The organism is Parabacteroides sp. MSK.9.14 (assembly GCF_019041495.1).
Taxonomy (GTDB): Bacteria; Bacteroidota; Bacteroidia; order Bacteroidales; family Tannerellaceae; genus Parabacteroides; species Parabacteroides merdae.
In genome coordinates this window covers 1-19,472 of the sequence record NZ_JAHPXO010000012.1, presented here as the reverse complement: position 1 = coordinate 19,472, position 19,472 = coordinate 1, and the positions used below count along the sequence as shown (strand labels likewise).

Here is a 19,472-nt window from a genome sequence, read left to right as displayed (position 1 = left end):
AATGTCTTTGAACAATATTTTATAACAAACAATCAGATTATGTTATCACACTATGTCAAAGTTTCTTTTCGGGAACTACTGAAATACCGAACTCAATCAATTGTCAGCATCATTGGTTTGGCCGTAGGATTTACTGCCTTCATTTTAGGAGGTCACTGGCTATGGTGGGAGACACATTTCGATAATTTCCATCCGGAAGCAGACCGCCTTTACTGCCTGACGACAGAAGGACTTGTCAAGCGTGCCAACGGAACACAATCAGATTTAGACCAGTTACATATTAACGACCGGGAAGAATTATTCAAGCTGCTCCCCGAAATCGAAGCCTCTTGTTCATTCAACCACCTCAGCTTTACATTGAAACAGGACAACGAAGCAATCAACCTGCATGGAATGGAAAGCGAACAGTCCTTCTTCGACCTTTTCCGGACAGATTTTATCGAAGGGACTCACCAAGGGGTCATTCCCGACGGCAGTTCTGTCATTTTAACGGAACGGACAGCCCACAAATTGTTCGGGACAACAAACTGTATCGGCAAGGAAGTCGTATTGGATAATAATCTTCGTCCCTCTGTAGTCGGTATTATCCGTAACTATCCGGATAATACTGATCTGCTGTTCGACTTTCTGTTGATCAGAACCCCTCAACCCAATCATGTCAAACGCATGACGACCTACGTGCGGCTCCAAAAGAATGCGAATGTGGCAAATGTACGGAACAAACTGGCGCACTATAAAAGTCATGCCGAAGACACATGGGATCGCGAACAGGTAAAAAACTGGAAAATAAACCTGCTGACAGCCTCCGAAGTGCATCTTCGGTGCCATCCTGAATTGACAGACCGCATCCGTAACATTCATATCCTGGCTTTGGCCGGGACAATGGCTTTCCTTAGCGCTCTGATCAACCTACTTGTCCTTTTTATCGGTCAACAGCAACGGAAACAACAAAAAAACCGGACTTATCTTTGTATAGGAGCCTCAACCACAAGTATGATTACAAAAAGTTTCATCGAACTGGCACTTCCTTTGATCATCGCTTTCCTGATTTCTTTCTGTCTAATCGAGAGCATCTATCCTTACTATGAAAGCTATACGACCTGGCACCGGTATGGTATCTATGAGAACGTCAGTCGCCACCTTTCACGAACTTCACTTTTAGGCAATACGCTGTCGCTCGCCGGAATCTGTATGTTGGTATTCCTTCTTATCTGTTATTATCCGATACGAAATCTTTTGGAGCATAAAATACAGAAGCCTGCTCTTTTCAAACAGGGCCTGATCATCGTTCAGATATTTATCGGTTCACTGTTCTTTATCACCTCCATCGGATTGTTCCGACAGTTGCATTTTATCCTTTCAAAAGATAAAGGGATCGATTATGAACGGGTCATACAGGTAGATTTAGGATATGACACCTCCTTTCAGACGGATTTAAGTGTTTTGAAACCGGAAATGGCCAACCATCCGTATGTAGAAGAAGTCACATACACCTGCGGGAACGCTCCGGTCTTTACGGAACAAGGGGATTGGTACGGTTCCTTTTACTCGTATTTCTGTTTCGATCCGAATGAAGCCGAACCCAATAGTTACAGCCCGGTAATCGTTGCCGACAAGGACTTCTTTTCGTTCTTCAAACTGCAACTGAAAGCAGGTAGCTGGCCGACGGACGCAACCCCATATAGCTATATGGTAAATGCAACCTGCCTGCAAACATTAGGCTACACGGATCTGCTTGAACGGCCTATATACATAAAAGGGCAAGCAAGCCAAGCCCGAGTTTGCGGTGTCATCAAAGACTATCTCTACGCTCCGATGCAATATCCTATATTACCGCTGTTCTTCACCACATACGAAAATCCGATGGTAAAAGACTTCGAGCGTCCTTACCTTATTTATGTCCGCTATGCAAAAGGACATAAAAAAGAAGTGCTGGAACATCTTCACGAGATAACATCACATATTCAGAATGACAATGTCAACCGGAGTAAAATGTTTACGGAGCTGTCCGATCTAATAGATCGGTTCAACCGGCCGGAAAAAGTGATCTTTACCATCTTCAGCATCCTTTCGCTGGTTTGCATCCTTATCTCCACATTCGGCATTTACTCTCTGGTGAGCCTCGCCACCGAACAGCGGCGGAAAGAGATTGCCATCCGCAAAGTAAACGGAGCTACCTTTTATCACATTCTTCAACTGTTCTTCCGGGAGTATTTCATGTTAGCAGCATTAGGCAACGCTTTTGCTCTTCCGGTCGGCTACTTAGTAATGAGCCGTTGGCTCGAAACGTACGCCAACCATACCACATTGCCGGCAGGATTGTTCCTGTTGGTTTTCCTTATCACCTGTGGGATCGTGCTGCTCTCTATATTCCGTCAGGTCAAAAGGGCAGCCGCCACCAATCCGGCAGAGGTAATCAAAACGGAATAATAAAAACAAAAACATAATAACGACAAAAACATCACATCATGTTCAAACACTACTTGAAAATGGCTATCCGCCAAATTCTTAAAAACAAGATCCAGTATTTGCTTTCCATCATCGGAATCGCAGTCGGACTTCTTTGTTTCAGTATGACCTCTTATTATATCAGAAGATTCAACAACCAGTTTATTGCTTGGGCAAACAGCGATCGGATGGCGAATATATATGCCAAATCGGCCCAATACGGTTATGAGGACCCTTATATTCCAGGCGAGGTAGTGCAAGAACTGATGGGGAATCCGATCACCGGAATTGGGCAAATCGCTTATTCATACGGATACGGCCAAGCCAATATTTCCATATCCAAAGAGAACCAGAAAGAAATCCCGTACCAATGCAGCATCCAGAATGTCACAAAAGATTTTCCGACCATATTCGGCATTCAAACGTTGGAAGGCCAGACACCGACACTCAAACCGGGAGAAGTATTCATCAGCGAATCATCCGCGAAAAAAATATTCGGAGCAGAAAACCCTATCGGAAAAACACTCTATTTCAGTCGTGCAGACAGCGACACGTCTGCCATCCACTATTCCACAATCAGCGCCGTTATCAGGGATTTTCCGGATGGGACACGGGAAAAGAGTGACTTTTATTTCCTGGAAACAGCCGGCATCCAACCAAAACGTAAATACCGAGATCTGGTGGTCCTGCTGGATAAAGGTGTTTCAAGCAAAGAAATAAACCAAAGGTTACGCCAACAAATACCGGCTTTTGGAAAAAACAACGATCACTATCTGACAGCACGCACTTTCAAGGAAGAGATGTACAAACCGGATAATCTCAGTGCGACATTCTTCATCCCGTTGATCGGCCTCCTGATATTGATTGCCGCGATGATAAACTTCCTGAAGTTCTGCATTCAGTCGTTCTATAACCGGACACGAGAACTCAGTTTACGGAAATGCTTAGGTTCAGACGCAAAAGGATTGTTCAGATTACTCTTCAGCGAGATTGCGGTTCTTTTCATCCTGTCGGCATTGGCAAGTCTCGTCCTGACCGAATGGATAGTGCCTGTTTATTATCAGTATATGGCCTCGAAAGAAACGATCAACGAGAATCTGTTTATCCATACGCCTACCTTGATCCAGCAGGAAATGGAGTATCTCTGTTTCTTGTTTGTTCTCTGCGCCTTGATTGTGTCATTGGTCATCTTCCGCATCAAACATATCACATTGACAGAAGGAATAAAAGGCGTGAAACGGCAGAAACATAGTATAAGGAACTTCATGTTAGGAGTCCAACTGTTCATCTGTTTCCTCTTTATTGCCGGAGCTATCGGACTAAGAAATATTTACCACCTCGCAGAAGAAAAAAGGAACAACACGCTGACGGAAGAAGAATGTACCCGTATCTGGAAGATAGAACTTTGGGAACCGCAAGTACAAGGACACGAAGAAGAGATCGTCTCCCGTATCCGTACGCTTGCCGGGGTTGAAGACGTGCTTTTAGAGACTCCCGGCAAATATCTGGATTATAAGAACAAACAGGGAAAGACACTGCACGGGATACATTTCCTCACCAGTAAAAACTACCCGTCTTTCATGAAACTGCCGATAGAGGGAAGAATGCCACAGGCGGCTAACGAAATAGTGGTTTCACGGTCGCTTATCTGGGAATTGGAGAAAGACGGGGAAAAGAATCCGACATCCGTACAATTGGGAGACCAGACTTTCCAGATTACCGGCATATATGAGCAACTACCGTTCGAACCAGTATATACCCAAGATCAAATGGCTAAAGCCAATCAATCTCAATATCACCGTTTCTCCTTCATCTCCGTTCCTAAAGAACCGAACTATAGGGTCGCTTACATCAAATGCATAGCCGGACAGGAACAGAACGTACGGAAAGAAATACTCAAAATCGTACATAACTGGTTGCCGGCATCCATTCCTTTCCTGCTGACCACCAAACAAGAGGAGCGATTCCGGCTCAATGGAGGGGAGATGCTGATAAGCGACCTGTTCAGCCTATTGTCCGTTATCAGCATAGTCATTACAGTCCTGGGTATCTATTCCGCCATTACACTCGACACGGTCAGCCGGCAAAAAGAAGTCGCCATACGGAAGATCAACGGAGCCGGCCCTAAGGTCATTGCACTATTGTTCGGTAAACTATATATCCGTTTACTTGCCATTTCAGCCATCCCTGCGCTAGCAATCGTCTATATGCTCCTGCGAATATTGACGCAAGAAAAGATAACGATTGATCCCGGCTGGTTAAACAATCCATTGATGTGGCTGGCAATCCTCCTTCTGACCACCACTATCGTATTCGTAACCGTCGCCTATCGTATCTGGCTGATTTCACGGTTGAACCCGGCAGAGGTAATCAAAACGGAATAAAGGAGGGTATGTTTCCACATTAAGCGCGGGAACACAGCACTAAAAACAATTAATATTTTGGATGATAAGACAAATTACATGAATTAGGGCTTATCATATTCCAACATGTTTTACTTTTGTCCTCAAAACATTAATATTTATTTTATGAATACAAAAACATTAATCGCATTGCTCATGGCAGGAGCAGGCCTTGCCTCCTGTTCACAGCCGATTCCCTCCTACACGGTAATGGGAAATATCCCCGATTCTACCTTTAATGGGAAAACAGTCTATATCTTCGACCGGGATAAGGGGCAAAACATTGACAGCGCAGTGATTGAAAACGGAGCGTTTACGTTCACCGGTCAGATTGACACCGCTGTTTTATGCCTAACCCAAGTCGGAAGGAAATACTATACCACCTTCATGCTCGAAAACGGTACCATCCAACTGAACATGGAAACTCCGAACAGCGCGTCCGGCACTCCCTTGAATGAGACCTTCAGCAGCTATATCCAAGAAGAAAAAAGAATCAGTGAACTCTTCCAGAACAAAATGAAAGAGATCCGGGAGCAGGAACAAGATAAAAGCAAAGTCCAAGAATTGACAAAGACCTATTACGACAATGAGTATAAGCCGGCCTATATGGCTATGCTGAAGGACTTCATCGATAAAAACCAAGATAATTACATCGGTGCTTTTGCCCTTCAAAACCTATCGAACTTTATGAACCCGGAAGAAATGGAATCTATCATTGCCCAATCCAGCGCCTTTATCCAAAGTAGGAACATCATCCGGAAACTGAGCCAACGGATTACCAACCTGAAAAAGACGGCCGTCGGACAACCTTTCACCGACTTTACAGTGGAAACCGAAGATGGCAAAAAGGTTTCCCTCTCCGACTATGTAGGAAAAGGGAATTATGTATTGGTTGACTTCTGGGCAAGCTGGTGCGGCCCCTGTCGTGCAGAGACCCCGATACTGGCAGAAGTGTATAACCAATACAAAGATAAAGGATTCCAAGTACTTGGTGTAGCCACATGGGACCAGCCGAAAGATACAAAGAAAGCCATCGAAGATTTGAAGATTACTTGGCCACAGATTCTCAATGCCCAGAACACGCCTTCTGAACTGTACGGCTTCAACGGAATTCCGCATATCATCTTGTTTGGCCCTGACGGGACAATCGTAGCCCGCGACCTGAGAGGCGATGCATTGAAAGCAAAAGTAAAAGAGATGATGCAATAATATAACATGCACAAACAACTGCTTATAGTGATGTTGATTTGTCTGAAAGGTGCCGATTATATATCTGCACAGCAGTGGACAAAAAAGGATTCAGTCTGGCTCCAGAACGTCTTGTCCGGTAAAGAAAAGCTGGAACTGAATCCAGAGACGATGAAAGCGATTCAATCAGGTTCTTTTATAAACTTGGATGAACCGGCTTCCGACATGAAAATGTCACCGGTAACCCCGTTACCCATCCTCAAAGATTTCACCGAATACATACAAACAGATTCAACCCATCGTAAAATAGCATTAAAGGACCTGCCTCCTGGTGTTTTCTGGTTATATGCTCCTCCTCCCGGTAAATTTTTACCGGTCTATAAAAATATGCTCGAAGCATGGAAAAACGATCCTATGAATCGTTCTCATAACACAGGCTTCGTCACTTTCGACTTCGCAGAAATGACCAGCAGGAAGAGTTATATACACAAACGTAATGCCAAAAGAGATGGGACATGGAGAAATTACAACAATCTGCCTACTCCCGACATCATCAAGAAAAAGAAGAAACTCGCAACTGGTCATCCGGAATTTGCCAGGCAGGATACGCTTTTGTCACGCAAGGATTCGTTGCAGTTAAAAGACACGACACACGTAACCTCCTTTGCTCCGATGAACTAAACAGCCCATAGAATAAATTTTCAAAAAAAGTCGTATCATTTTGCAACAATCCAGTGTCATATAACGTCTTATAGTTATACAAGAAATATTAATCGGAAACAGGTTATGACAAAAATACAACTATTAGCTACACTGTTGGCACTTTTCATCTTTGCCATGCTGGGAGCATGCAGTAATGAAGATTATCCGGAACCGGATGTTTTCAAGGTAACACCAGACCTCCGCACCCGTATCAATACTGGGATAAAAATGGCTTCCCGCACAGAAAAGAGGCTTTTCAACGAGACATTCAACTCTTTTCTTCACAAATGCGATGAAATGGGATCAGAAAATACTCCCTATCAATATATGGAAACGGAAGAGTATGCAGATCTGAAAAAGCTAATACTGTCATCCTCTCCCGCTACCTGCTATTTGTTAATGGACCGCTACCTAAAACGAAATCCCCCTTTCTTCTCTTTCATTCTGAACGATCTGATCGAAACAGCCTACCCCAATACAGCGGATAAGATTGCTAACCGGATGAAGTCGTTGACTACCGTACAGGAAACAATGGAGCTATTCCCTCAGGTTTGCTTGGAAATCTGGCTGGATGAAATTGAGAGCCGTTAGGTTACTCCCACTCCGGCGGTTCCTGCCCCAGCAAATTCTTGACGAAGAAATCGTGCATTTTGTGCATTTCAAACGGACCGCCGAGGCTGTGCGTCTTGCCTGGTAGATAAAGCTGTTCGAAATTCTTGTTTGCTTTCATCAAGGCACTAACAACCTGCAAGGTGGAAGCCGGATCGACGTTGTCATCCAGTTCACCGTTGATCAGGAGCAACTTGCCTTTCAGACGGTAAGCATTGTCGACATTGGAGGAGGTGCTATAAGAGGCGTCGATCGGATAGCCCATCCACTGTTCGTTCCACCAGATTTTATCCATCCGGTTGTCATGGCAACCGCAAAGGGCGACTGCAACCTTATAAAAATCGTTATGGAACAGCAAAGCAGCCATCGCATTCTGACCTCCGGCCGACCAGCCATAGATGCCGACACGATTCAAATCCATATACTTGTATTTCGCACCTGCCGCTTTCATCCAAGCGATACGATCCGGGAAACCGGCATCTTTTAGGTTCTTCCAACATACATCATGGAAAGCTTTCGAGCGGTTGGACGTCCCCATACCGTCGATCGAAACGACGATAAAGCCGAGTTCTACCAATTTGGAGACCAGATGATGGGCCGGTTTGAAGTCCTTATCCACATGCGAATCATGCGGACCGGCATAAATAAACTCTACGACCGGATAAGATTTGGAAGCATCAAAGTGCATTGGGCGATAAATGTTCCCCCAAATATCCGTCTGCCCGTCCCGGCCTTTCGCGCAGAACACTTCCGGCATTTGCCAGCCTTCCGCCTGCAACGCACTCACATCGCACCTCTGTAATCCGGCCACCACAGACACATCCGAAGTCCGCTTCAACTGACTGACAGGCGGCAGGTCGGGACGAGAATAGACATCGGTAAAATAAGAACGGTCGGCAGAGAAAGTCACACGGTGGTTCCCGTTCTCAGGAGTCATATCGGTAAAGCCTGTTCCATCCAAGTTAATCCGGCAGTAATGCAGGTTATAAGGATCTTCGCCTTTATTAAAGCCCGAAGCGGTGAAATAGACAACCCGGTTCGTCTCATCCACATAATCGACCTGACGGAGCACCCATTCACCCTTTGTCACCTGTCGTTTCACCTGCCCGCTCGTACCATCTATCAGGTAAAGATGACGCCATCCGTCCCGTTCGGAAATCCAAAGCAATTCTTTTCCGTCATCCAGATCATACCGATAGTTGTTATAATAATAGATGAAAGTCTTCGTCTGCTCATCCACCAAATGACGGATAGAACCGTCGGCAGCACTCACTTCGCCAATGACATAACGCTGATGCCCGCGCTGGTTGAACTCGAACGTGAACGCGCGGCTGTCTTCGCGCCAACCGGTCAGGTTCAGATAGAACTGATTTTCATAAGGAGTGACATTCAACGCCATTTGCTTGCGCGCCTCCACATCGAAGAGCACCGGCAGGTAAACAGGCAATACATCCCCCGGCTTCGCATAGTCGCGCCATTGCAGGATCGGCTGCTTCTGGCTAGACGGGCTGGATTCGATCAGCGGAATGCGGCGTTCCTGCACGTCGCGCACTTTCACGGTTGCCAGCTTCCGGGAGTCGGGCGACCAGATGATCGACCAACCGTCATAACGCAGATTCGCCGTGCCATCCATCGTCAAGGCAATCTCTTCCTTTGGTTTATCTTTCTCCTTCTCATCCCAGAGGGGCGAGAGATAGAGATTATTATCTTTCACATACGCTTCCCACTTCTTATCGGGCGAGACAACAGGAACCGGAGCCTCTTCGCGACGACGCCAGCGATCCGGCCTCTTCTCTTCCTCTTTCAGCAGGGATTCGGCCAGTTTCTTTTGCTTTTTGGAGAAGAATGCCGCCAATCCTTTCTTATCCGCAGCACGCTGTTTCTTTCCACTCTCCGCATTGACGAGATAGTAGAAATCTCCTTCCTTCTCATGATTCTTATACCAAAAATAGTGTGAACTGTCTATCCATTCGGGATGGATAGCAGGAGAATAAACCCGGTCGGAGCATTTCAGGATCGTGTCAGCACGCTCGTAATCGGCACGCGTCACCTGCGAAGCGGCACTTTCCGCACCGAATGCCATCGCCAACAAGCAAAAGATAAACAAAGTCGTTTGTTTCATAATAATCAGTGATTTATTTTTCAATTTTCAACTTTCAATTTTCCAACCACCAGTCGATCATCTTCCGTGCCAAGCTCAGCTTGTGCGGTATTTCCGGCAGGTTATCTTTCGAGAAGAAGGAACCGGAACTCAACTCTTCGTCCTGCAATTTGATCTCCCCGCTGACATAATCGGCTATAAAACCGATCATCAGGTTGCTCGGATACGGCCACGGCTGGTTGCCAAAATAAGTGATATTCCTGATCGTCAATCCTGTTTCCTCCCACACTTCACGTTCCACGCATTGTTCCAACGTCTCCCCCGTTTCCAGGAAGCCGGCCACAAGCCCATGAAACGTTCCCCGGAAGTTACGCGCATGCACCAACAGGATTTCCTCACCTTTCCGGATCAAGACCAGTACGGCAGGCGATACCGACGGGAACATCTCATTGCCGCAATGAGGGCATTTCTTCATGATCGGCCCTTTCAGTTCCGTCGGCGTCCCGCAGACAGGACAAAACCGGCTGTGTTGATCCCAATAGACAATCTCATACGCTTTCCCCGCCTGATCATAGGAGTAACGGTCGATATGATCATAGGAAGCGCGGAGTCCCATAGGCATGAAAACATCCGTCTCTTCCAGGGGCGCATCGGTAAAAGCCGCCATCGCCATTGTCCCGTCCTGCATCTCGACCGGAAGCGAGCGGGCAACCGTCACAGGCGCTTCGTCCGTACAAGGGATTACATAGCCGTCAGCTTTCTTTTGCAGTAGAAGTTGGTCATTGTAGAAGACGTACCAATACAAAGACGCGTTATTTGTCTTTTCCATATATCTGATTCTTTAGAACACCACAAACATACGGAAAAAATGGAATTATCCTCGCACTTGCAATATATATAGTGACGCATAAAACATGAAGAGGTATGGTTATAATAACCAATTAAGAACTTATACTATATGAATTAAGAAGAAGTACCGTATTATTTAGCCCTTTTCCTTCTACTTATAAGTTGTCCGCTTGGCGGCGAACGATCGTTCTCTTGCAAGCGGACAACCGTTCGCCGCCAAGCGAACGATTTATGGGTTAAGATAAGCGTGCTAATATATACAGAAGAACGGGGTAAAAGATACAGATGCTTATGATAAACCGTGCGCATCCGAACTCCTTTTGTGCGTATATGCACGATCATCAAACCCGGCACAACAGATAACATCTTATCTACAAGTTTTTTACGATTATGGCACGACTTTTGTCACATTTCTCGTAAACAAATCAGTTAAAGACCATGATTAAAACAGTTGCATTAGAAAAGATCTTCCGCACGGAAGAGGTAGAGACGTTGGCTCTTAATAAAGTAAGCATAGAGGTGAAGGAAGGGGAATTCGTAGCCATTATGGGCCCTTCCGGTTGTGGAAAATCAACGTTGTTGAATATCTTAGGATTGCTCGACAACCCGACCAGCGGAGAATATTACCTGAACGGGATCGAAGTATCCCGATATACGGAAGCCCAGCGGACGAAACTGCGCAAAGGGATTATCGGGTTCGTCTTCCAAAGTTTCAATCTGATCGACGAGTTGAATGTATACGAGAATATAGAACTTCCTTTGCTCTACATGGGTGTATCGGCTGCCGAGCGAAAGAAAAAGGTACAGGAAGCAATGGAACGGATGGCGATCGTGCACCGCGAAAAGCATTTCCCGCAGCAGTTGTCCGGCGGCCAGCAACAGCGTGTCGCCATTGCCCGCGCCGTAGTGGCCAACCCGAAGCTGATCCTCGCCGACGAACCGACCGGTAACCTGGACAGTAAAAACGGACAGGAAGTGATGAACCTGCTCAGCGAACTGAACAAGGAAGGGACGACGATCGTCATGGTGACGCACAGCCAGCACGATGCCGGGTTTGCCTCCCGCACCATCAACCTGTTCGACGGACAGGTGGTAACGGAGACGTTGATCTAAGTCTTAAATGTTATAAAAGGGAAAGAATGGGCCGTAACGTATCAAGATATGTTACGGCTTACGAAATTATCGTACCCCGCATGATTCCAAATCAAATAAACTTGTATATTGCCGGCACTAATCATAAATCGAATTGCTTATGAAGACACTTGCATGGTTGTTTGGAATCTTTGTCTGCGCTTCTTCCGCTTACGGGCAAAAGACCGTTACGATCGAAGGAGACATACGGAATATGCCGGATACCGTCAGATTTTTTTGCGCGGAGATGAAAGGAAACGGGATGGATGTACGACCGGAAGATCAGGAAAAAATGGTGAACGGTAAATTCAAATTCACCAGGGAAGCCGACAGGACGACCAAGATGTACATATCCCTCAACAACACCGGCTACACCGTATGGGTGAAGCCCGGAGCGAACATCAAAATCACCGGAGAAGCCCCTTATGTGCAGAACTGGCTGGCGGAAAGCGACATTCCAATCCCCGAACAAGTCGAACTGAACCGCTTCCGGGAGGCTACACGGGAGGAAAACATACGCATCCACGACTTAACGGCAGAGTGTATGAAACTGCTCCCCAAGATCAGAGCGAAAGATTCGGTCGCCAAACAGGAATTTGCTTCGATCAGGCAGACGGTGAACAGCATACATGACGAGATTATCCTGCAAAAAGAGTTGCTGCTCATGCTGGACTATCCGATTACCGATGCCGGTCTGGAAGAACTGAGAGACGCTGCCAAGAGTTGCCAAGCGGGAAAGTTGAAGGATAAAGCGTTAGTCGTATCTGTCTACAGCAAGCTGACGGACGAACAAAGACAATCCCGGTTGGGGGAAGAGATAACTTCCTTGTTGTCTATCTCCTCGACAGTTCAGGAAGGAGACAAGATCGCGGATGTCGAACTGAAAGACATCAAAGGGAACATCCACCATCTTTCCGACTATAAAGGGAAATACATCATCCTTGATTTCTGGAGCCGATACTGTGGCCCTTGCCTCGATGCGTTTCCTTTACTAAAGGAAATTGCGGAAAAATATAAAGAGAAAATTGTCGTTATCAGCCTGTCTGTAGATCCAGAAGCGGTTTGGAAAGAGACAGAAGTCAAAGAATCGGCAGACAACTGGCTGCAACTGTCCGACGGACTGGGCATGAGTGGCATAGCGGCTCATTACGGGGTACATGCGCTTCCTTCGTTTATCTATATTTCACCGGAAAGCACCGTCCTGAAAGCCGGACAAGGGTATAAATTCTTGTCGGAAGATATCCGTACATTTATAAAAGACAAATAACCTAATTCAAATGAATATGAAACACGGACTTTACTTATTTATCCCGGAGTTGATAAGCAACGATCCGTAGCTGCTGTATGACGGCTCTTTCACTTATCTGATCTCCTACCTGAAATATACGAACTTTACCGGAGAAGACAGGCCCGCATACGGGATGTGAAAGACGGAACCGTATTCTTCCTGAAACAATTCAGCACGCAGCGGATTATAAATCAAAGATCCAACTGGTTAATGAGCATGGCAGGAAATACGACTTAAAAAACTCTATTTACCAAAGACCATATATAATTGTAAGTTTTCAGCACATAGACATTAACGCACAGTATGAATAAAAAGCCGGAAACAATATACACCATTTGCAAATACAGATGGTCGGCAATAATTGGGTCCAACCCCAAAAGCCGCTTTATACCGCCTAACAGAATGATGGTAAAGGGATGGACCAAATATATTTCATATCCTTCATTAGAATATATATCAATATAACGACGAACCATTGCAGATCTGTCATATAAGAAAACTAATCCCTTTTTCATATAAATTCCACCTATTCCTAAAACAGCCATTCCGTATGAGGCAAACAATAAGTTTGGCGGAAATTTATTAGCTTGCAGATCAAAAGGAACTCTTTCAACTCCGAAAGCATAAATCAAATATCCTACGGCAGCTATTACACAAACAACAATTTGCCAGCCTAACTTCTTCTTATAATACAATCCCCATATCGTAAAAAACAGATAGACTATTACAGTTTGAAGCAACTCTGGATAATAAGCTTTGAACAATAGCAACAATACCAAAACGACACTGAAAAGGATAAAAGGTATATTACACCGGCGAATCATCCGGCATAAAAAGGGAAGACAAAGAGATATGATCAAGTAAGGCGGAATAAACCAAATATGATCAAATAATCGATATTCTACCGTAGGGGTAAAGAACACATAAGATATAAAGTCATTCAACGGTATTATCTCTCCCGACTTCCAATAATGATACACAACAGCCGGAAAACAAACCAATGCATACTTCCAGTAAGGGATCGCGACTCTTTTTATCCGGCCCTTCAAATAAGTCCGAAACGGTTTTTCCAATGACAGGGAAAATGAGGCTCCTACTATATAAAACACGGTTGCCATTGCAAAGAATATCCCGGTAATCCAGCTTCCTTCAAATATGCCGACCTTGACACCTTCCCACCATATCAAATGACAAAAACAGGTGATATAGATCATTATAGCCCCTCTGTATATATCCAGATTCCGATCTCTCATGTTCTATTTGTTTCCTATAAGCATTGAAAGTTACAAAGATACTTTTTCCTTTTAATAAAAAAGAGTAATATTGCATACTAAAACAAATCAATCAAATTAATGAGCAATTCCATACATTTAATCAGTCTCTTATTACTGGCTTCCGGCCTATCCATACAAGCCCAGGAAAAGAGAGCCATGACATTCGATGAAATGGTCGGATGGGAACGCATATCCGAACAACGTATTTCCGATAACGGGAAATGGGTATTCTGCAAGATGGAACCCTGGCGGGGAGATGCGACCATCCTGCTATATAATGATAAAGGAGAAGAGAAAGGTTCTTTTAAACCTGCTGCAAAAGCACAATTCAGTTCCTCCTCCGAATATCTCTTGGTGACAAAAACGCCTCCCCTAAAAGAAGTGGAGGCTGAGAAGCTAAAGAAAACGGACAAGGATAAAATGCCGATGAACAGCCTCATCATTTCCCGCCTGTCCGGAGGGATAGAAACAATCGATTCGCTCAAATCTTATAAACTATCGGAAACAGCCGACTGGCTGGCTTACCAACGCGGAAGCAAAAAAGACTCCATGCTTTATATCCGGTCGCTCGACGGAATGCAACAAGACTCGTTCCCGGCAGTCAGCGATTTCGGATTTGCCCAAAAAGGGAATGTGTTATACGTCGTATCCGACTCTGTCCTCTATACCTACATTCCTCAGAAAGGAAATAACCGGATCTCCGATAAAAAAGGGGTATTCAAGAAGATTGCATTCAACGAAAACGGTAGCAAGCTCGCTTACCTGTTTTGTCCCCATAAAGATTCGGCTGCAACCCGGAGCAGCCTGTATCTGGCAGAAAATAATACCCCCGGCAAACTGATTGCAGAACGAGGGGATAAAGCATTCCCCGCTTCATGGATTATCAGTGAAAATGCGCCCTTATATTTTTCCGAAAACGCAAGCCGTCTTTTCTTCGGAACTGCTCCGGAGCCCAAACAGAAAGACACGACCCTTTTGGCTGAGAATCGCCCGGATGTACAGGTATGGAGCTGGGATGAAAAGGTACAATACACGCAACAGTCCTTTAACAAAGCGACCGATTTGAAACGATCTTATACAGCCATCTACAACCTCGGTTCCGGACGCCTTCTCCAATTGGCAACAGAAGAACTTCCGACTCTGCAGACAGCCGATGAGGGGAATGCCATATGGGCGCTTCTCTCCACCACAAGACCTTACGGCACACAAAGCATGTGGACCGCACGCCAGTTTCATGATATCTACATAATCAACCTGGAAACCGGGGAACGCCGGCAGATCAAGGAGAAAAGCCCTTCCTACATGCGTTTCTCCCCAAAAGGAAAATACACATACTGGTATCAGGATCAAGATAGTTCCTGGTATACTCGTTCGACGGCCGACGGCAAAGAATACCGCCTGACAACTCCGCAGACATTTGCCGCCTGGGACGAAGATAACGATGTCCCCGACTATCCTTCACCCTACGGAATAGCAGGTTGGACGGATGACGATCAATCTATCCTGATCAAGGACCGTTACGATATCTGGAAGTTTGATCCGATTGCTGCTTCTTCTCCGGTCAACCTGACCGTCAACGGGCGAAAAGAACAAATCACTTACTCGCTGATCCAACTGGATCGGGAGAAAAGAGCCTACAATACAAGCGAAGCACAATATCTCACCGGATTTAACGAAAGAACCAAAGGTTCCGGATATTATACTACCCGCCTCAACAAGCCGGTTGCCCCGAAAGCATTGCTTGCCGGTAATTTCAAACTGGCGGCCCTGGCCAAAGCAAAGGATGCCAATGCCGTAATCTACACGCAGGAAACATACGAGCAATATCCGGATATCCAATTATCCAATCTCAGTTTCAAAAAATCCATCCGTTTGACAGACGGCATCCGCCAGCAGGATTCCATCATTTGGGGGACAGCCGAACTGACTTCCTGGATCTCCCTGGATGGCCGGCCTCTGGAAGGTGTCATCTACAAACCGGCCGATTTCGACCCGAACAAGAAATATCCGGTAATCGTAAATTTCTACGAACGTAATGCCAATACATTATACAACTACCATATGCCCAGTCCCGGACGTTCAACGATCGACTATCCGTTCTACCTCAGCCACGGCTTTATCATTTTCAATCCTGATGTCCGCTTCACAGACGGCTATCCGGGTGAAAGTTGTTACAATTGCGTGATGCCGGGTATCACCTCACTGATCGCCAAAGGCTATGTAAATGAAAAGGCGATCGGTGCACAAGGGCATAGCTGGGGAGGCTATCAGGTTGCCTACTTAGCTACCCGCACCCGGCTCTTTGCCGCAATCGAATCGGGTGCTCCGGTTGTTAATATGCTGAGTGCGTATGGCGGAATCCGTTGGGGCTCCGGCTTAAACCGTTCCATGCAATATGAACACGGGCAGAGTCGCATAGGGGGCAATATCTGGGAAATGCCGTTGCAATACATTGAAAACTCTCCCTTGTTCAATATGGATAAGGTGACCACTCCGATCCTGATCATGCACAACGATGCAGACGGGCATGTACCCTGGTATCAGGGAATCGAATACTTCATTGCCCTTAAACGCTTGCAAAAACCGGCGTGGTTGCTCAACTATACCGGCGAACCGCACTGGCCGATGCGCCTGGCAAACCGGATCGATTTCCAGAAACGCATGTTCCAGTTCTTCAACCACTACCTGCAAAATGCCCCCATGCCCAAATGGATGAATGAAGGTGTTCCGGCGGTAGATCAGGATTTCGAATTGGGATATTAAAACTCCATCCGAAACTCTGTCCGGACATTCGGTATGGATGAGACGGAAAGTTGGCCGCCATGCAATTGCATGATACGTTGGGAAATCGGCAGGCCGATACCGCTTCCGCCGGATTTGGTGGAAAAGAAAGGAGTAAAGATTGCAGATAACCGTTCGGGAGGAATCCCCGGACCGTTGTCTGTTATTGTTATAAGGAGATGCCCGGTTGCCCCAGCACATGTATCGACCCTGACAATTCCATCCTCTTGTCCTTCTACTGCCTGCAATGCGTTCCGGATCAGATTAATCAATGCAAGAGTAAGCAGATTGGCATCGCCATATACTTGAAGTTCCTTGCCTGTCGACCTATCAGCTTTACCGTCGCAGTAAACGACCCGTTCACTTCTCGGTTCGGCTTGTAGCAACCGTTCCAGCTTAGTAAATAACGCCGGTACGGAAACTGTTTTATATTCCGGCTCCGGCAAATGTGTCAAACGATGGTACGAATCGAGAAAAGCAGTCAGATTCTTCACCTGGCTGTTGATAACTTCAAGTCCTTCGCGTTGCCGGGATATGGAAGTACGGTCCAGATGTTTTAACAGGTCTGCCGAAAGAGAAGCGATCGGAGTGACAGAGTTACGAATTTCATGTGTCATCACTCGGAGAATACTCTCATAATAAAGGCTTTTCTCTTCAATCTCAATATGTTTATCACCCAACTGCCGGAGGATATGATTCATATCGGCATATAAAGCATTCGTAAAGGGATCATCCGGATTAGCAGGGAAATGTTGCGTCGTATCCTCGTTTCGCATCGCCTCGAAGAAGACGGACAATTTATAGTTCAAGCGGGTTGCCAACCGGATTATAAACAGAGTTATCAACAGGATAAACAGCAGACACACAAATGATAAGAAAAATGACAACCGTGTTATTAACAACCAGGAGCCAATCAGGGATAAAAGCACGATCAATACTGCACCCCCTACAATCTTAGCATATAACCTACGACTGTACATAAAACAAAGGTACATCAATTACAGTAAACCAGCAAAAAGGCAGAAAGAATACGAATTGCACGTTATTTTACGAATAAACAGTAATATGTTTGTTTTTAACAAATTAAATCGATTTATTTGTATCCGACTATCTAATGCAAATAGAATACAAACAATTAATCCGGAGATTATGAACAAGACAACGAGACTTTTAGGAAGTTTGCTTATTATCACAATAGCAACATCCTGCGGAACGGGAGACAAAAATCAATCCGCACAAACAGACGATCCTTTGGCCAACAGCCCGATAGTCGGTCAATATGTACAGGCAGGAACAGACAATGTAATGTCGTGCGACCAGAAACTACTGGCCGATACTGTACGCATACCTCTCAGTTTCTTCACAGAAAAATTGGAAATAGTAAAACTGGATAGTCGGGACGAGGCATTGGTCGGACAAACCGGAGTGACAATTTCAGATAATTACATCTTGGTACATGGCCGCCAGCCAAACCCATTCAAACTATTCGACCGCAAGGGGAATTTCCTGACCAACATCGGTGCGATCGGACAAGGCCCCGGCGAATACCAAATGGTGTATGATGCCAAATTGGACGAGGCAAACAACCGCATCTATATCCTGCCTTGGAATGCATCGCAACTTTTAGTGTACGACTTGCAAGGAAACGTCTTAGACCCGATTCCTCTTTGCTTGCGTTGTCCGAAAGCAAAATTCAATGTCGATCTTACCGGAGGCAAGGTTTCGATAGTTCTGTTGCCTTTCAAAGGCTCTGCGGCCGTTGCCTGGACACAGGATTTGAAAGGAAACAGGCTCGGCTACATGGAACCGGGACATTTGGAAGCACCTCAGGACTTCAGTAATGAAGTAATATCAGGATTCAATATCCCCGGCACGTTCGATGTCAATATTTTATGTATAATGCCGACCCGCGTCGATTCGCTCTACCGATATGACGGAGACAACAGTCGTTTGATCCCGACATTCACACTCAACTTTGCCAATACAGATAAAATTCCCTGGCACGGATACGGAGAATGGCCACACCATTTCATTGGAGATTTCTCAGAACCGCCGGTTGAAGTCGCTCCCGGATCATGGACCAACGGAAAGACTTTTCATTACATCGTGGACAAAAAAACAGGAAAAGGTTCTTTCTTTAAACTCTATAACGACTATTTCGGCAATTTGGAAATCGACTATCCCAGTTATGCATTCTCAAATGGCTATTATATCCGGAATATCGAACCCGGTAACCTCATGACCGACATCGAGAACGCGTTGAAAAACCAGGATATCACCTCCGAAATGCGTAAAAAGCTGACCGATCTTCAAAACACGATCGACGATAACGACAATAATTATGTCATGATCGCCAAGCTCAAAAAATAGCCTCCCACGAACAAACAACTACTCCTCATCCTGTTGCCGGCACTCCAGCTGACAACAGGATGTAAACAACAACAGGCATCCGGAACGGAAGGCACGATCATCAAGGTCGAAGCTCATCAACCGCTTCCGCCGAAAAACACGAAAGCCCTCTTTATCCGGACCTATAAAGAAGGCTATTACCTTTTCCCAATATACCGGCCGTCGCCTGGACACACAAGACTTCAATGGAGTGAGGATGTTTTTCTGTAGGAGATACAGTCTTTTTTGTTGAAACACGTGACTTATTTTGCTTCAAACAGGCAGAAAAAGTGCCGAAGATTCCCGTTTAC

Annotated in this window: 13 protein-coding genes; 9 read left to right on the top strand and 4 right to left on the bottom strand. The window is 45.6% G+C overall.

The genetic code is table 11. The annotated features are described in order from the left end of the window. The first annotated feature begins 39 nt into the window (after window positions 1–39). The 5 genes from KTG12_RS08230 (at window position 40) to KTG12_RS08210 (ending at window position 7,331) form a co-directional block, all read left to right on the top strand. A complete protein-coding gene (locus KTG12_RS08230; RefSeq protein ID WP_155143553.1) occupies window positions 40–2,430 on the top strand; it encodes an FtsX-like permease family protein in 2,391 nt (796 codons plus the stop codon). A gap of 38 nt (window positions 2,431–2,468) precedes the next feature. Further along, the gene (locus KTG12_RS08225) at window positions 2,469–4,832 is read left to right on the top strand and encodes an ABC transporter permease (RefSeq protein WP_155143551.1); all 2,364 of its coding nucleotides are present in this window, start codon (window positions 2,469–2,471) and stop codon (window positions 4,830–4,832) included. Window positions 4,833–4,976: 144 nt separating this feature from the next. Beyond that, entirely contained in the window at window positions 4,977–6,059 is a 1,083-nt protein-coding gene (locus tag KTG12_RS08220) for a redoxin domain-containing protein (RefSeq protein ID WP_036724363.1), read from the top strand. A 6-nt stretch (window positions 6,060–6,065) separates the two neighbouring features. Then, the gene (locus KTG12_RS08215; RefSeq protein WP_005646868.1) at window positions 6,066–6,719 is read left to right on the top strand and encodes a DUF4858 domain-containing protein; all 654 of its coding nucleotides are present in this window, start codon (window positions 6,066–6,068) and stop codon (window positions 6,717–6,719) included. A 105-nt stretch (window positions 6,720–6,824) separates the two neighbouring features. Continuing rightward, the gene (locus tag KTG12_RS08210; protein ID WP_005646866.1) at window positions 6,825–7,331 is read left to right on the top strand and encodes a hypothetical protein; all 507 of its coding nucleotides are present in this window, start codon (window positions 6,825–6,827) and stop codon (window positions 7,329–7,331) included. 1 nt (window position 7,332) lies between these two features. Here KTG12_RS08210 and KTG12_RS08205 read toward each other — a convergent pair whose 3' ends face one another. Next, window positions 7,333–9,471 (bottom strand): S9 family peptidase, encoded by a 2,139-nt coding sequence (locus KTG12_RS08205; protein WP_022321916.1) that lies wholly within the window; start codon window positions 9,469–9,471, stop codon window positions 7,333–7,335. Between the two features lie 34 nt (window positions 9,472–9,505). Next, on the bottom strand, window positions 9,506–10,279 hold the full coding sequence (gene nudC, locus KTG12_RS08200; RefSeq protein WP_022321917.1) for an NAD(+) diphosphatase: 774 nt from the start codon (window positions 10,277–10,279) through the stop codon (window positions 9,506–9,508). A gap of 458 nt (window positions 10,280–10,737) precedes the next feature. Between nudC and KTG12_RS08195 the strand changes: the two genes are divergently transcribed. Next, complete coding sequence (locus tag KTG12_RS08195) at window positions 10,738–11,412, top strand: ABC transporter ATP-binding protein (protein ID WP_005637705.1); 675 nt, start codon at window positions 10,738–10,740, stop codon at window positions 11,410–11,412. Between the two features lie 139 nt (window positions 11,413–11,551). Next, window positions 11,552–12,697, top strand: coding sequence for a TlpA disulfide reductase family protein (locus KTG12_RS08190; protein ID WP_046452193.1), 1,146 nt, complete (start codon window positions 11,552–11,554; stop codon window positions 12,695–12,697). Between the two features lie 254 nt (window positions 12,698–12,951). On the opposite strand, the gene KTG12_RS08185 is transcribed toward KTG12_RS08190, so the two are convergent. Then, window positions 12,952–13,971 carry an acyltransferase family protein gene (locus KTG12_RS08185; RefSeq protein WP_022321919.1) on the bottom strand — a complete coding sequence of 340 codons (1,020 nt, stop codon included), beginning with the start codon at window positions 13,969–13,971 and terminating at the stop codon, window positions 12,952–12,954. Window positions 13,972–14,070: 99 nt separating this feature from the next. Here KTG12_RS08185 and KTG12_RS08180 point away from each other — a divergent pair, with 99 nt between their 5' ends. Next, window positions 14,071–16,755 carry a prolyl oligopeptidase family serine peptidase gene (locus KTG12_RS08180; RefSeq protein ID WP_138272779.1) on the top strand — a complete coding sequence of 895 codons (2,685 nt, stop codon included), beginning with the start codon at window positions 14,071–14,073 and terminating at the stop codon, window positions 16,753–16,755. Here the strand turns inward: KTG12_RS08180 and KTG12_RS08175 are convergent. Further along, window positions 16,752–17,753 (bottom strand): PAS domain-containing sensor histidine kinase, encoded by a 1,002-nt coding sequence (locus KTG12_RS08175; RefSeq protein ID WP_122343334.1) that lies wholly within the window; start codon window positions 17,751–17,753, stop codon window positions 16,752–16,754. The two genes, KTG12_RS08180 and KTG12_RS08175, sit on opposite strands and share 4 nt — an antisense overlap. A gap of 169 nt (window positions 17,754–17,922) precedes the next feature. On the opposite strand from KTG12_RS08175, the gene KTG12_RS08170 reads away from it, so the two are divergent. Next, window positions 17,923–19,143, top strand: a complete 1,221-nt coding sequence (locus tag KTG12_RS08170; RefSeq protein ID WP_173022979.1) for a 6-bladed beta-propeller — start codon at window positions 17,923–17,925, stop codon at window positions 19,141–19,143. Window positions 19,144–19,472 lie beyond the last annotated feature (329 nt).